We start from the raw sequence: 14093 nt of genomic DNA, 5'->3' as shown, positions 1-14093 counted from the left end.
TCTTCTGCGGATTAAAATAAAAAATAGCGTTGTGCAAGCGACAACTCCTTCAGTGGCTCGCAGGTAATTTTTTCCCCGTCTACCCGTACTTCGTATGTTTCGGGATTTACCGTGATATCAGGTGTTTTGTCGTTGTGCACCAGGTCTTTTTTGGAGATGTTACGGCAGTTGCTCACTGGCAACAGCTGCTTCTGAAGACCGTATTCTTCTTTAATACCCTTCTCTAACGACAACGCAGATACGAATAACACGCTGGTATGCAGCAATGCTTTTCCATGCGCGCCAAACATGTGGCGGTATATCACCGGCTGCGGCGTTGGAATGGAGGCGTTTGGATCGCCCATGCGACTGGCATTGATCATACCGCCTTTGATGATCATCTCGGGTTTTACGCCAAAGAAGGCGGGTTTCCACAGCACCAGGTCCGCCATTTTGCCGGGCTCGAGGGAACCTACATGGGTAGAGATCCCGTGCGCAATAGCCGGGTTGATGGTGTATTTGGCGATGTATCTTTTTACACGGAAGTTATCATTATCGCTGTGCTTATCTTCTTCCAGCGCGCCGCGTTGCTTCTTCATTTTATCGGCGGTTTGCCAGGTGCGTATAATTACTTCACCGATGCGGCCCATCGCCTGTGAGTCGGAGCTCATGATGCTGAATACGCCCATATCGTGCAGTATATCTTCCGCAGCGATGGTTTCCGGCCGTATGCGGGAATCTGCAAAGGCTACGTCTTCCGGTACTTTTTTATCGAGATGATGGCATACCATGAGCATATCGAGATGCTCATCGATGGTATTCACTGTGTAAGGCCGTGTAGGATTGGTGGATGCGGGCAATACATTCGGGAAGGAGGCCGCACGGATGATATCCGGCGCATGGCCGCCCCCCGCGCCTTCCGTATGGAAGGTATGAATTACACGGCCGTTGATGGCGTTGAGGGTATCTTCCAGGAAGCCGGCTTCATTCAGCGTATCGGTGTGAATAGCGATCTGTACATCCAGTTCATCGGCTACTTTCAGTGATGCGTCAATTACTGCGGGTGTAGCGCCCCAGTCTTCATGAATTTTCAGTCCCAGCGCGCCGGCTTCGATCTGTTCCACCAATGGCGCCGTGGTAGCGCAATTCCCTTTTCCAAAGAAACCCAGGTTTACCGGGTATGCTTCCGCAGCCTGCAGCATGCGTTGTATATTCCATTTGCCAGGGGTTACCGTGGTGGCGCTGGTACCATCTGCCGGACCGGTACCGCCGCCTATCAGCGTGGTTACGCCGCTGAAAAGCGCATGATCTACCTGTTGCGGGCATATGAAGTGAATATGCGTATCTATGCCGCCGGCGGTAGCAATCAGGTTGGCGCCGTTGTGTACTTCCGTAGAAGCACCGATGATGAGCTGCGGATGTACGCCGTCCATGGTATCGGGATTCCCTGCCTGTCCTACTGCAACGATCTTCCCGTCTTTAATCCCTATATCTCCTTTTACAATTCCCCAATGATCGATGATGATCACGTTGGTGATCACAAAATCCAGCACCCCTTCGCTGCGCAGTGCGGTGGCTGATTGCGCCATACCGTCCCTTACGCTTTTACCGCCGCCGAACTTGCTTTCGTCGCCATATACGTTATAGTCCTTTTCTATTTCTATGATCAGGTCTGTATCTGCCAGGCGCACGCGATCGCCGGTAGTAGGACCGTACATATTTACATACTTTGTTTTGCTGATATGCAGGCTCATAACTGTCCGGATTTAAAATGGAGGGAATCTGCTTTGGCGATGGCAGCTGCTTTCACAGCAGGATCGGTGGTATCGCCATTTACGAGGTTATTGATACCGATCACTTTCCTGGCGCCGCCCAGTTCTACCAGTTCTACTTCTTTTGCTTCGCCCGGCTCAAAACGAACCGCGTTACCGGAAGGAATATTGAGCCGCATACCGAATGCTGCCTCCCTTGGGAAAGACATCATACGGTTCACTTCAAAAAAGTGGCAATGGGAGCCAATCTGCACGGGCCTGTCGCCGGTGTTGACCACGCTGACCCGCACCGTTTTCCGGCCGGCATTGGCAATGATATCTTCTTTCTTCAAAAAATATTCCCCGGGTATCATGGTTGTAATTTTTAGTAATGGTTAACGGATAGGATCGTGTACAGTTACCAGTTTGGTGCCATCGGGAAAGGTAGCTTCGATCTGTACTTCATGGATCATTTCGGGCACTCCTTCCATTACATCTTCACGGGTAAGAATGGTAGCGCCATAATGCATGAGGGCAGCTACGGAATTGCCGTCGCGTGCCGCTTCCATTAAGCGGCTGCTGATAAGTGCAATGGCTTCCGGGTAATTCAGGCGCAGTCCTCTTGCTTTTCTCTTCTCTGCCAGTTCCCCGGCCAGGTGCAGTAATAATTTTTCGGTTTCCCGTGCAGTCAGGTGCATATGAATAGATTGTTGTAAAAAAAACTTGTTGCCGGGAGATTGGCTGGTGTATGAAAGGCGGGGTAAAATACGAATTTTCGCGGAATTTGTCTTGGAACACTGATTACGCTGATTTTGATGATTTCATTGATATTTTTTTTAAAATATTTAAGGGAGACAAAAGCATATCCGCTTTTATCTCCCTTAACATTTTTCTACGCTTCAAAAAATATCAATGAAATCATCAAAATCATCAAAATCAGCGTAATCAGTGAGTCAGACAACATTCGCTTAATGACCGCTGGTAGCGGCTATTTTGCCGAAGCGGGTGCGCACAGCTTCCAGTTCGGCGGGTTTCATTTTCGAGGTTTTTTCGAGGATGCCTACAAAGTAGTCCAGTTCTTCTTTTTGTGCGGGGCAGCCTACATTCTGCAATTTACCGGTAGGGCTTTTCATGCGGCTATCTGCCAGCAGATCACTGTTGGTATTTAATACCAGCCAGAAGGGAATACCTTCCTGGTCGCCATGGTATTTTGCCAGCAGGTCTGCACCACCGGGATTTTCCAGGCCTTTGTTGGCGCCGTTCTCCATCACGGTAATATGACGGATCTCGTAGTTGTTATCAAATGCTTTTTTCACGCTGGCATCATTCATGGCGGTATCCATTTTATGGCACCAGCCGCACCAGGATGCATGGAAGATAACGAATACTTTTTTATTGGCTTTTGCGGCCTGTGTACAGGCTTCTTTCACTACCTGGTCTGCCGCAGGCGGCGCCTGCTGAGCTTTTACAGCAGAGAATGTGAATGCAGAAAATGCAACTGTTAAAGAGAGCACTAGATAACGCATGGTGATTGGTTTTTTCAAATATAGCCAATTTTATCTGACTCAGGATTATGATGATTTTGCTGATTAGTTTGATTTTATTTTTTTTAAATTCTTTTAAAAGATAAGGGAGATAGTAGCGAATCTCCGCTTCCATCTCCCTTAGTTATTCAAAAAATAAAATCAAACTAATCAGCAAAATCATCATAATCCTGAGTCAGACAAAATCCGCGTTAGTCGTCCAGCTTCAATACGGCCAGGAAGGCTTCCTGCGGGATTTCTACGCTACCTATCTGGCGCATACGTTTCTTACCTTCTTTTTGTTTTTCGAGTAATTTACGTTTACGGGAAATGTCGCCACCATAACATTTTGCGGTTACGTCCTTACGCATAGCGCTGATGTTTTCGCGGGCAACAATTTTGGCGCCGATAGCTGCCTGGATAGCGATAAGGAATTGCTGGCGGGGCAGCAGTTCTTTCAGCTTTTCGGTGAGCTTGCGGCCAAATTCGTGAGCGCGGCTTCTGTGGATGAGGGCACTGAGCGCATCTACTTTTTCGCTGTTCAGGAGGATGTCCATTTTCACGATATCACTGTCGCGGAAGCCGATCGGTGTGTAATCGAAGGAGGCATAGCCGCGTGTCTGGCTTTTCAGTTTATCGTAGAAGTCGAATACGATCTCTGTTAATGGTATTTCAAACATCAGTTCCACACGGGTGGTGGTCAGATAGCTTTGATTCAGGAGGTTGCCGCGTTTGCCGAGGCAAAGCGTCATGATGTTACCGATATATTCGGGTTTTGTGATGATCTGTGCGCGGATGAAAGGCTCCTCGATCTTATCCAGGCGGGTTGGATCGGGCATTTCACTCGGGTTGTTCACAATGATCACGCCTTCGCGGGTGGTGTGCGCAATAAAGCTTACGTTGGGAACAGTGGTGATCACGGTTTGATTGAATTCCCTTTCCAGGCGTTCCTGGATGATCTCCATGTGGAGCATACCGAGGAAGCCGCAACGGAAGCCGAATCCCAGCGCCTGCGAGGTTTCCAGCTCATAGGTGAGGGAAGCATCGTTCAGCTGCAGTTTATCCATGCATTCGCGCAGTTCTTCAAAGTCTTCCGTATTCACGGGATAGATCCCTGCGAATACCATGGGCTTTACTTCCTGGAAACCGTTGATACCTTCTGAGCAGGGGTTGTTAGACAGGGTAATGGTATCCCCTACTTTTACTTCCTTGGCGCTTTTGATACCGGTAATAATATATCCCACATCCCCGGTGAACACTTCCTTGCGTGGTTCGAGGCCGAGTTTGAGGATCCCTACTTCATCTGCAAAATATTCTTCCCCGCTGTTTACAAATCTAATCTTATCCCCTTTTTTGATAGATCCGTTGAACACGCGGAAATAGGCGATGATACCACGGAATGAGTTGAATACGCTATCGAAGATAAGCGCCTGCAGGGGCGCTTCATTACTGCCTTTAGGGGCGGGAATGCGATGTACTATGGCTTCCAGGATATCCTCGATACCGATACCGGTTTTACCGGAAGCGAGCAGGATATCTTCGCCTTTTACACCAATGAGCTCAATGATCTGGTCTTTCACTTCCTCGATCATGGCGCCCTGCATATCAATTTTATTGATAACGGGAATGATTTCGAGGTCGTTTTCCAGTGCCAGGTAGAGATTGGAAATTGTTTGGGCCTGGATACCCTGTGCGGCATCTACCAGGAGGAGTGCGCCTTCACAGGCAGCGAGGGCACGGGATACTTCATAGGAGAAGTCCACGTGGCCGGGGGTATCGATCAGGTTAAAGATATATTTTTCACCATTTTTTGCAGTATAATCCATCTGGATGGCGTGGCTCTTGATGGTGATACCTTTTTCACGTTCAAGATCCATGTCGTCCAGCACCTGGGCCTGCATGTCGCGGTCGGAAATAGTATGTGTAAACTCCAGTAAACGGTCTGCCAGGGTACTTTTACCGTGGTCAATATGGGCAATGATACAAAAATTGCGAATATTCTTCATATGATGTTTTGCTGTTCCGTAGTGCTGCTGCAATGTATTGGGCAGTACCTTTTCAGCCGGCAAAGGTATTGAAATTAGTTCATTAGTTAATGCGGTTGCTAATTATGTTTTGTTATTTGGTTTTTAAGGAGATAGAAACTGTGGCGGGGGCTTTTTTTGATATATTAATATATAAAGCTCAACTTTATAGACATAAGGGAAAAATGAGGGTGTTAACCCGTATTGTTAAAAATTCAAAATTCACCACATATGGAACTAACAAACCAGTTTGAAGAAGCAGTGGCAGCCAGTAAAACGCTGCCGGAGAAACCTTCCAATGAAATCCTGCTGCAGTTGTATGCTTTGTATAAACAGGGCACAACCGGCGATGTGGATAACGACGGGCCATCCAACCCGTTTGATTTTGTGGCGAAGGCCAAGCATGAGGCCTGGGCGGAGCTGAAAGGCAAAACAAAAGAGGCCGCCATGCAGGAATATGTGGACCTGGTAAAGAAACTGAAAGGGAATAATTAGCCGGAAGCTGTTGGCTGATGGCTAACAGCTTCTTGCATCTTTTTCCTTACTTTTGAGTTATGGTACCTTCATACACGATAAGCGAAAAGTCACAACACTACCTGGCGCTGGAAGAACAGTATGGTGCTCATAATTATCACCCGTTACCCGTTGTACTGGACCGTGGCGAAGGTGTTTTTTTATGGGATGTGGATGGCAAACGTTATTATGATTTTCTGTCCGGCTATTCTGCCGTTAACCAGGGGCATTGTCACCCTAAAATTATTGCCACGCTCATAGAGCAGGCGAAGAAACTGACACTTACCTCCCGCGCGTTCCATAACGACCTGCTGGGGGAATACGCACAATATATCACCGGTTATTTCGGATATGATAAGGTGCTGCCGATGAATACGGGTGTGGAAGCGGTGGAAACAGCGCTGAAGCTGTGCCGTCACTGGGCGTATATAGTGAAAGGTGTTCCGAAAGACAAAGCAAAGATCATTGTGTGCGCCAATAACTTCCACGGGCGTACGCTGAATATCATTTCCTTCAGTACGGATCCTGCCGCACGCGATAACTTCGGTCCTTTCACACCGGGGTATGAGATCATTCCTTACAACAGCTTACCCGCACTGGAGCAGGCCTTGCAGGATAAGAACGTAGCCGGCTTCCTGGTAGAGCCCGTACAGGGCGAGGCAGGCGTGATGGTACCTGATGAAGGATACCTTTCCAAAGCGCGGCAATACTGCCAGGACGCCAATGTACTGTTCATTGCAGATGAAATACAAACGGGCCTGGCACGTACCGGTAAAATGCTGGCATGCGATCATGAAAATGTGCGCCCGGACATCCTGATCCTTGGAAAAGCCTTATCCGGCGGCACTTTGCCGGTAAGCGCCGTACTAGCCGATGATGAGGTGATGCTCACTATCAAACCGGGTGAACATGGCTCTACCTACGGCGGCAACCCGCTGGCCTGCAAGGTGGCCATCACTTCCCTGCAGGTGCTGAAGGAGGAGAAGATGGCGGAAAATGCTGCGGCCATGGGAAAGCTGCTTCGCAACGGCCTCAATGAACTGCAGTCCCCTTACATCACCACCATCCGTGGTAAGGGATTGCTGAATGCCATCGTTATTACGCATAAGGATCCGGAAGCTGCGTGGGACCTTTGCCTTACTTTAAAGGAAAACGGCCTGCTGGCCAAGCCAACGCACGGAGATAAAATACGGTTTGCACCTCCCTTGTCTATCAACGCCGGACAGATCAGCGATTGTGTGCAGATCATCAGGAAAAGCCTGGAACAGGCTTTCAGCTAGTGAACCTTTATATGACTATATCCCATAAAGCCATCCGGAGCTCCGGGTGGAAAACAGACTTCTTAATCGGGTTTCCCGACGGGCTTTTCCTGCTGTTCTTTGCCACGCAGGTGATACAGGTATTTCCCATAGAAGTTCAAACGTTTTATACCATCCATTTATGTGTATGGATCATCGGCGCCTTTCTGGTGATGATCAGCGCATTCCAGGCCAATAAAGGCGACCTGCAGCACGAGAGCTACCTGTTGTCGGACGAGGAACGGACCAAGCTGCAACGCCTGGATATCAATGCGCGCACAATTGCGCACATAGAACAGGAAATGGAAAAGGATGCACAGTCGTGGGAGCTGATGCTGGAACAGGAGAAAGTAAAGGAAACTACGTACAGCCGTTCCCGTGCTATCAGGAGCGCGCTGATGACAGGCTTTTTCTTTTTAGCTGGCGGCGGTTTTTCGCTGGGCCCCTATCTCTCCAACGAGAATTTCACGGCTGCCTCACAAACCAGTATCATGCTGGTTTTCCTGGGTCTTACAGTATTCAGTTTTATTAAAGCGAAGGTAACTGCGCAACGCCCGCTCCCTGTAATCATCCGTTACTGGCTGATTGGAGCCGGTATCCTTGCGGGCGCATGGATCTTACATAAAACCATCTTCTGAAGATCGCGGAATTTGTCTTGGAACACTGATTACGCTGATTTTGATGATTAGTTTGATTTTTATTTAAAAAAGTTAAGGGAGATAAAAGCGGATATGCTTATATCTCCCTTAACTTTTTTAAATACGCTTCAAAAAAATATCAATGAAATCATCAAAATCAGCGTAATCAGTGTTCCAAGACTAAATTCGCGCCGAAGGCGATCATCTGCTTTTAGGCGTGCGTGTGAACAACACGCAGCCAAATGCCACCAATGCGCCGGCCAGCGACAGGTACAACCCCGCCTGCGGGTGCGGGCAATCGCCCAGTTCGCACCTTGAGTACAGCAACATATTCCTGAAAGTCCATGCCAGCAGGAATCCTGCAATAAAGAGATTGATCCTTGACACCCACTTGTTTTTCACCAGGAAAACTACAATGGCTATTACCGACAGTATAATCGACAAACGTCCGGGCTCACCATAATTGGAGCCTGTTCCGTTTACGCCTGTGAACACCAGGTGCCTGCCATCCACATCTACTGCCGACCACGGTAAAAAAGCGCATACAATTACCAGCAACGCTGCCAGTATTCCAATAATAGCTGTCCTGGACATACTTTTCAATTTAGGGAGGCAAAGGTACTTATTTTGCGCCCGGTTCACAATGCGTACGCAGATAATTAGTATATAAAGTGGATAAGTGCTCAAAAGTGCCCTGCCCTTCAGAGATGCTGTGCGTGCGGTTCGGATAGGCCATAAACTGGAACTGCTTGTTATATTTAATCAGTTCGTTCAGCAACATCTCCGCGTTCTGGTAATGTACATTATCATCGCCGGTACCGTGAATGTAGAGCAGGTTACCTTCCAGGTTTTTTGCATAAGTAATAGGCGAACCTTTTACAAAGTCGTCCCTGTTTTCTTCCGGCAGGCCCATATAACGTTCCTGGTAAATGTTGTCGTAAGTGAGCTGGTTGCCTACTGCGGCAATGGCGATGCCTGTTTTATAGATGTCAGGGTACTGGAACAAAAGATTCAGCGTCATAGAGCCTCCACCGCTCCAGCCCCATACAGCGGTGCGCTGCGGGTCAAGGAAAGTATATTTCTGTAGCAGCGCTTTGGTAGCCATTGCCTGGTCGCGGGCGTTGATCAACCCAACTTTACGGTAGATACATTTGCGCCAGGTGCGGCCTTTGGGCAGCGGTGTGCCCCTGTTGTCCATAGATATGTATACATATCCATCAGCGGCCATATCGCCGTCGTAGAGGAAGTTGCGGCCGGCGCCTACCACATCCAGGGCAGTAGCCCCGGCAGGCTCACCATATACATAAAATACAACGGGATATTTTTTAGCGGGATCAAAGTTGACAGGTTTGCTCATCCATCCGCTCATGATAACGCCATCTACCGTGGTAATGTTGAAGAACTCCGGTTTGTTAGGCGCTGATGCCCCTTTGGTAATGGCATTCAATACCGCGTGGCTGCTGCTTTTATGCGCGGGCAGCTGGAGGTTTTCACTTACAGGATAAGTATAGGCATTACTGAACTCGTGGATAGCCCATGTGCCATAAGGTGAAATCTTATATTCATGGGAGCCGGGCTCGTTGGCAGGGGTAATACGCTCTGCTTTGCCACCGTTCAGCGGCACCTTATATAAGTATTGCTGGGTAGGATTTTCTGGCGAGGCCAGGAAATAGATGGTATTAGCCGCTTCGTCGATCTTGGCAATGCTGATCACATCATAGTTGCCAGGCGTAAGTAAACTGGCTTTGCCATCTTCCAGGGAAATATTATAGAGATGGCGCCAGCCGTCCTGTTCACTTACCCAGATAAAGGACCTGCTATTGCGGATAAAGTCCCATCCGGCAATGTTATCATCATCCCAGCGTGATTTCACATCGATCCATGCACTGTCTTTTTCTTCATAGAGCGGGCGTACTTTCCCGTTGCCGGCATCGCAAAGCATTATTTTGCTTTCATTCTGTTTGCGGTTCAGCTGCTGGATGATGAGGGTGTTTTTACCTGGCACCCATTCCATACGGGGAATATAGTGTTGTTGCTGATCGCCTGGAACCTGCATCCAGGTTGTTTTAGCAGTTTGTATATCTGCTACGCCAACGCGGCAGGCAGAAGGGCTCTCCCCTGCCTTGGGATATTCTACCGGTACGGTGAAGGAATAGATGGAATCCGTGTTATCGATCATGAGGAAGTCGCGGATCTTCGTGGCATCGATCTGCCAGTAAGCGATGCGCTTACTGTCGGGGCTCCAGCGGAAACCATCGCGGCAGCCAAATTCTTCTTCATAGGCCCAGTCGAACGTACCATTAATAAAGCGGCGGGTGCCATCTGTGGTGATGGGGGTAATGGCGCCGGTAGACAGGTCTTCCACGAAGATGTTATGCCCGCTTACGTAGGCGGCTTTAGTGCCATCCGGCGATAACTTGGCAAACATGAGAGAGGAAGCGGGTTTATCTTTCCCCAGCTGCCGGAGCTTACCGGTGGCAATGTCCAGTAACCAGTAGTCACCGCGGGTTTCGTAGCGCCATACTTTTTTTGTGTTGGTATAAAGCAATACTTTTTTTTCATCTCCCGAAAAATAAAAATCCTTTAAAGCAAGGCCATTATAGGCGGCTGCAGGGATTTTAAGGGAAGATTGTTCACCTGACAACGGGAAAGATTCAATACCGGCAGGAGTGGCTTTAAAATAGGACTTTCCGTCGATGCTCCACCGGATGCCCTTTCCGGGCTGCGCCTGCGTGGGCAGGCAATACAGCGCAATAAAAACAATGAGTAGCGTAAGTTTCTTCATCATGTAAGAATAATTTGCAATGGTAGCCAAATTATAATAGAAAAAGAATGAACAATATAGGGATGGTAGCGTTACTGGATAAAAAATCACCCTTTAGTATGAAAAAAACAATTTCTTTTTTTCTATTTTTATGTCAGAATTAATAATTAAATAATGAAAACCAACCGGTTAAATATATATTAACCGGTAATCCTAAATCCTGCAGAAAAACCATCAGTTATGATTCAGATTACCTTATCTTATAAAAACCGAGAGTACCGGCATTTTGAAGATTCACCGCTTGCGCAGATAGCAGAGATCACCCGCAAGTTGCTTTATGCTTTACTGGAAGATATATACGACCTGGTGGCGAAGGAAACCGGCCGTTTTCTTATCTACCTGGATCATCATCCTAAAATTGAGGTGGAAGGATTCAGTCATGGCCTCCGTAACCAGATAGAGCGCACGCTCCGGGGTGAATCGGCCTATGAAGATGATTATTAGTTGCTCCACTCCCGCTACAGTGATATAAAGTATCCTTATCTTAGTTTACAAATCAGACAAGGAGCATGCAGCTTACCTTCATCCAGGTATTGGAATTACTGGGCACTTTTGCATTTGCTGTTTCGGGAGCCACCGCAGCTATCAACAAATCGTATGATGTAATCGGGTTACTGGCGCTGGCCTTTATAACGGCCATTGGCGGCGGAACGATCCGTGACCTGCTGATTGGCGCAACGCCGGTAGCCTGGATGACAGACGAATTAAGCAATACTGCGATTATAGTTGCCGCGATCATTGCCGCTTTATTTTTCTCCTATGTTAAAAAACTCACCCGCCTGCTCAATACATTTGATGCAATAGGTCTTGGCCTGTTTACCATTACCGGCATCAACAAAGGATTGGCTGCAGGGCTTCCCATGCCAATATGTGTGGCGCTGGGTGTGATCACCGGCACCTTCGGCGGCCTGCTGCGCGACGTGATCACCGGGGAGCAGCCTATTCTTTTCACCCGGGAAATATATGCTGCCGCTTCTATTGCCGGGGGAATCCTGTACCTGGTGGCCGGGCATTTTACCGGTATTTCAGGGGATATAGTACAGAGTATATCCGTTGCCGTTATAGTGGCTATCCGGCTGGTAAGCCTCCGGCATAACTGGCAACTGCCCCGTTTACGTTCCTGATCCCCGGAGTTGGCCGGTAAATAAAATTTATTATATTGCTGATATGATGGCATTATTTGATAATTATATCGCGTTTGCGACCACCGTATTCATGGGATTACTGGCAATTGTAAATCCTATATCGGCCATCCCTGTTTTCATGGAGCTGACGTCCAACATGGATAAAAAGGCCAAGCGGAATATTGCCACTAAATCAGTTATCATCGCCTTTTGTATTATCCTTGTTTTCAGTGTGGCGGGCAAACTTATTTTCCATGTTTTTGGCATTACACTGGCAGCGCTGCGTGTTACCGGTGGTATCCTGGTTTTTGTGATCGGGTATGAAATGGTACGCGGAGAAAAAGAAAATAAAGATGAAAATCCCAAGCTCAGCACTCAACCGGTTAAAGCAGATCAGGGTATCAGCGTAGCTATTACCCCGCTGGCTATGCCTTTACTGGCTGGCCCTGGCGCAATTACCACCTCTATGAGCTATTCTGCAGCAAAAGATCTTACACATCTTGCTGTCGTAATAGTTATTTATGCACTTATATGTTATATCACCTATCTCCTCTTTATTGCAGGTGAGCGCATTGTAAAAATTATCGGCACCAATGTAATGATGGTTATTACAAAAATGATGGGGCTTATCCTGGCTGTTATCGGCGTCCAGATGTTTGCACTTGGCATCCGCGAACTTTTTAATTTTTAAAAAGATTTTTTCCAGAACAATTTTAAATCGTTTCGTGTTATTACTTCAGATGCGCTTTAACAGGATTTATTTAGGGTAAATATCAAGGAAAGAATAATCAGGAAAGTTAGCAGCCATTATCCGCATAGCGTTAACCCGCTATGAATACCAGGCGCATCAGAAAAAATCCAAAACCATTTTATCCTATTGAAACACTTCGCGTAAAAACACGCGCATGTTTCCCATTGCCTTCTTTAAAATTTTTTAGTTGAACAACAGGTAAAATCCGTTATTGATTACTAGGTGGATGTTATTTGTTCTCTTTTTTTAATAGGAACATAAGAGAATCAATATAGACGGAACAGTTAGCAGAAAAGCCGCCCCGATTCCTCGGGACGGCAGTCTTTTTTTCAGCCTTTAGCTTTTCTTTTTACGCTTGCTGTCTGCAATATCTTTCTGATCATATTCATCTTCATCGTATCCTTCCAATACGTTATTCCTGTCGTCGTTCCTTTCTTTTTTGGCGCCGCCCTTGGCCGGGGCCAGGGCTTCATTCTTACGCTTGGTTTCTTTCAGCTCACGCTTTTCGGCAGTACTTTTTTTGATCGTCATAAGTCATGGTTTTACATGATGGTTACAAAAAAAACGCCGGAACTGCCATTAAGGAGCCAGGATGTCTTCTTTGATCTCATCCGTTGCAGGTGCAATCACCCGCTCACCCGACTGCAGGCGGCCAAACACTTCTGTTGAATCATTATGATGATTGCCTTCTTCAATATCAACCCATTTTGTATGATGATCTCTTACCGCCACTACATATTTCCTTTCAGTAGATCTTACAATGGCGGTGGCCGGCACCAGCAGGGCCTGTGCAGAGCCTTTCAGGGGCAGTACCACTTCTGTATACATACCAGCCTTGAGTAGCCGTTTCGCATTCTGTACATCAATTTCCACAGCTTCGGAACGGTACCTGTCGTCCAGTGTACCGGCCTGCCTGGCGATACTCCCTTCAAACTGCTCACCGGGTATGGCATTCACCTCAAATGTGATCCGCGACTGATCCCCCAGCTGTGCACTGTAAATTTCCGGTACCTGTAATACCAGCCTCAGCTTATCTTCCTGCTCCAGCATCAACATTGGCTTGTCATCTACTTTTGTATCGGGCCCTACCAATGCGCCGGGATGAATATTACGTTCGGTGATCACACCATCGAAAGGAGCGGTCACCGTTAAGTAGTTTTTATTTACTTCCTGAGCGCGGAAATTAGCCTGTTCACTGTTCATGAGCGCGCTGTCGGCCAGCATGCGGGCCTTTGCCAGCTCCAGGTCGTGCGGGGAAATAGTACCCGGTTCCTCACTGGTGGCCACGGTACGTTCATAATTATCTTTGCTGGAAGCGAACATAGCCGCGGCCTGCAAATATTTGGATTGCGCCGCATAATAATGCTGCGTTACTTCGGGAGCCTCCAACACCAATAGCACCTGTCCTTTTTTTACCCTGGAGCCGCGATCCACGGAGATGCTTTTCACAAAACCATTGATCCGCGGGTAAATACTTACTTTCTGAAAGGCAGCTAAAGTACCAGGCAGGCGGATGCTTCCTTCCAGCGGGCGTTGTATTACTGTGGCCAGGAGGTAATGATGCTCGTCTTTGCCTGTTTTCTCTTTGTCTGTCATAGCCGCCGAATTACATGCTGTCACCAACGTGATGACAGCGGCCGTCAACAGGTAATATCTATATTGTTTCAT

15 protein-coding genes are annotated in these 14093 nt (G+C 47.7%); 6 read left to right on the top strand and 9 right to left on the bottom strand.

Features of this window, described 5'->3' with window-relative positions; translation table 11 throughout:
* Window positions 1-11 precede the first annotated feature (11 nt).
* The 5 genes from ureC to lepA all read right to left on the bottom strand — a co-directional run bounded on the left by ureC (window position 12) and on the right by lepA (window position 5259).
* Window positions 12-1733: an urease subunit alpha gene (gene ureC, locus FN124_RS22385; protein WP_142686999.1), complete on the bottom strand. Its 1722-nt coding sequence runs from the start codon at window positions 1731-1733 to the stop codon at window positions 12-14.
* Window positions 1730-2104 carry an urease subunit beta gene (gene ureB / locus FN124_RS22380; protein ID WP_142686998.1) on the bottom strand — a complete coding sequence of 125 codons (375 nt, stop codon included), beginning with the start codon at window positions 2102-2104 and terminating at the stop codon, window positions 1730-1732. The genes ureC and ureB overlap by 4 nt, the downstream gene beginning before the upstream one ends.
* A 21-nt stretch (window positions 2105-2125) precedes the next feature.
* A complete protein-coding gene (gene ureA / locus FN124_RS22375) occupies window positions 2126-2428 on the bottom strand; it encodes an urease subunit gamma (protein WP_142686997.1) in 303 nt (100 codons plus the stop codon).
* A 270-nt stretch (window positions 2429-2698) separates the two neighbouring features.
* Entirely contained in the window at window positions 2699-3274 is a 576-nt protein-coding gene (locus FN124_RS22370) for a thioredoxin family protein (RefSeq protein ID WP_221887867.1), read from the bottom strand.
* A 191-nt stretch (window positions 3275-3465) separates the two neighbouring features.
* Window positions 3466-5259, bottom strand: coding sequence for a translation elongation factor 4 (lepA, locus tag FN124_RS22365; protein ID WP_142686995.1), 1794 nt, complete (start codon window positions 5257-5259; stop codon window positions 3466-3468).
* A gap of 249 nt (window positions 5260-5508) precedes the next feature.
* Here lepA and FN124_RS22360 point away from each other — a divergent pair, with 249 nt between their 5' ends.
* The 3 genes from FN124_RS22360 to FN124_RS22350 are packed head-to-tail and all read left to right on the top strand — an operon-like array spanning window position 5509 to window position 7726.
* A complete protein-coding gene (locus tag FN124_RS22360) occupies window positions 5509-5772 on the top strand; it encodes an acyl-CoA-binding protein (RefSeq protein ID WP_142686994.1) in 264 nt (87 codons plus the stop codon).
* Window positions 5773-5831: 59 nt separating this feature from the next.
* Window positions 5832-7070, top strand: a complete 1239-nt coding sequence (gene rocD / locus FN124_RS22355) for an ornithine--oxo-acid transaminase (protein WP_142686993.1) — start codon at window positions 5832-5834, stop codon at window positions 7068-7070.
* 11 nt (window positions 7071-7081) lie between these two features.
* Entirely contained in the window at window positions 7082-7726 is a 645-nt protein-coding gene (locus FN124_RS22350) for a VIT1/CCC1 transporter family protein (RefSeq protein ID WP_142686992.1), read from the top strand.
* 201 nt (window positions 7727-7927) lie between these two features.
* On the opposite strand, the gene FN124_RS22345 is transcribed toward FN124_RS22350, so the two are convergent.
* Both FN124_RS22345 and FN124_RS22340 read right to left on the bottom strand, forming a co-directional pair.
* Window positions 7928-8320, bottom strand: a complete 393-nt coding sequence (locus FN124_RS22345) for a hypothetical protein (protein WP_142686991.1) — start codon at window positions 8318-8320, stop codon at window positions 7928-7930.
* Between the two features lie 28 nt (window positions 8321-8348).
* Complete coding sequence (locus FN124_RS22340) at window positions 8349-10514, bottom strand: S9 family peptidase (protein WP_142686990.1); 2166 nt, start codon at window positions 10512-10514, stop codon at window positions 8349-8351.
* 216 nt (window positions 10515-10730) lie between these two features.
* On the opposite strand from FN124_RS22340, the gene FN124_RS22335 reads away from it, so the two are divergent.
* The 3 genes from FN124_RS22335 to FN124_RS22325 all read left to right on the top strand — a co-directional run bounded on the left by FN124_RS22335 (window position 10731) and on the right by FN124_RS22325 (window position 12365).
* Window positions 10731-10994: a hypothetical protein gene (locus FN124_RS22335; protein ID WP_142686989.1), complete on the top strand. Its 264-nt coding sequence runs from the start codon at window positions 10731-10733 to the stop codon at window positions 10992-10994.
* 65 nt (window positions 10995-11059) lie between these two features.
* A complete protein-coding gene (locus FN124_RS22330) occupies window positions 11060-11674 on the top strand; it encodes a trimeric intracellular cation channel family protein (RefSeq protein WP_142686988.1) in 615 nt (204 codons plus the stop codon).
* A 43-nt stretch (window positions 11675-11717) separates the two neighbouring features.
* Entirely contained in the window at window positions 11718-12365 is a 648-nt protein-coding gene (locus FN124_RS22325; RefSeq protein ID WP_221887866.1) for a MarC family protein, read from the top strand.
* Window positions 12366-12761: 396 nt separating this feature from the next.
* Here FN124_RS22325 and FN124_RS22320 read toward each other — a convergent pair whose 3' ends face one another.
* Both FN124_RS22320 and FN124_RS22315 read right to left on the bottom strand, forming a co-directional pair.
* Window positions 12762-12956, bottom strand: a complete 195-nt coding sequence (locus tag FN124_RS22320; RefSeq protein WP_142686987.1) for a hypothetical protein — start codon at window positions 12954-12956, stop codon at window positions 12762-12764.
* A gap of 48 nt (window positions 12957-13004) precedes the next feature.
* Entirely contained in the window at window positions 13005-14093 is a 1089-nt protein-coding gene (locus FN124_RS22315; RefSeq protein WP_185937323.1) for an efflux RND transporter periplasmic adaptor subunit, read from the bottom strand.

It is taken from the genome of Chitinophaga polysaccharea (assembly GCF_902150045.1).
GTDB classification, from domain to species: Bacteria; Bacteroidota; Bacteroidia; order Chitinophagales; family Chitinophagaceae; genus Chitinophaga; species Chitinophaga polysaccharea_A.
The sequence above is the reverse complement of the archived record's forward strand: the minus strand, read 5'-3'. Positions and strand labels throughout refer to the sequence as shown.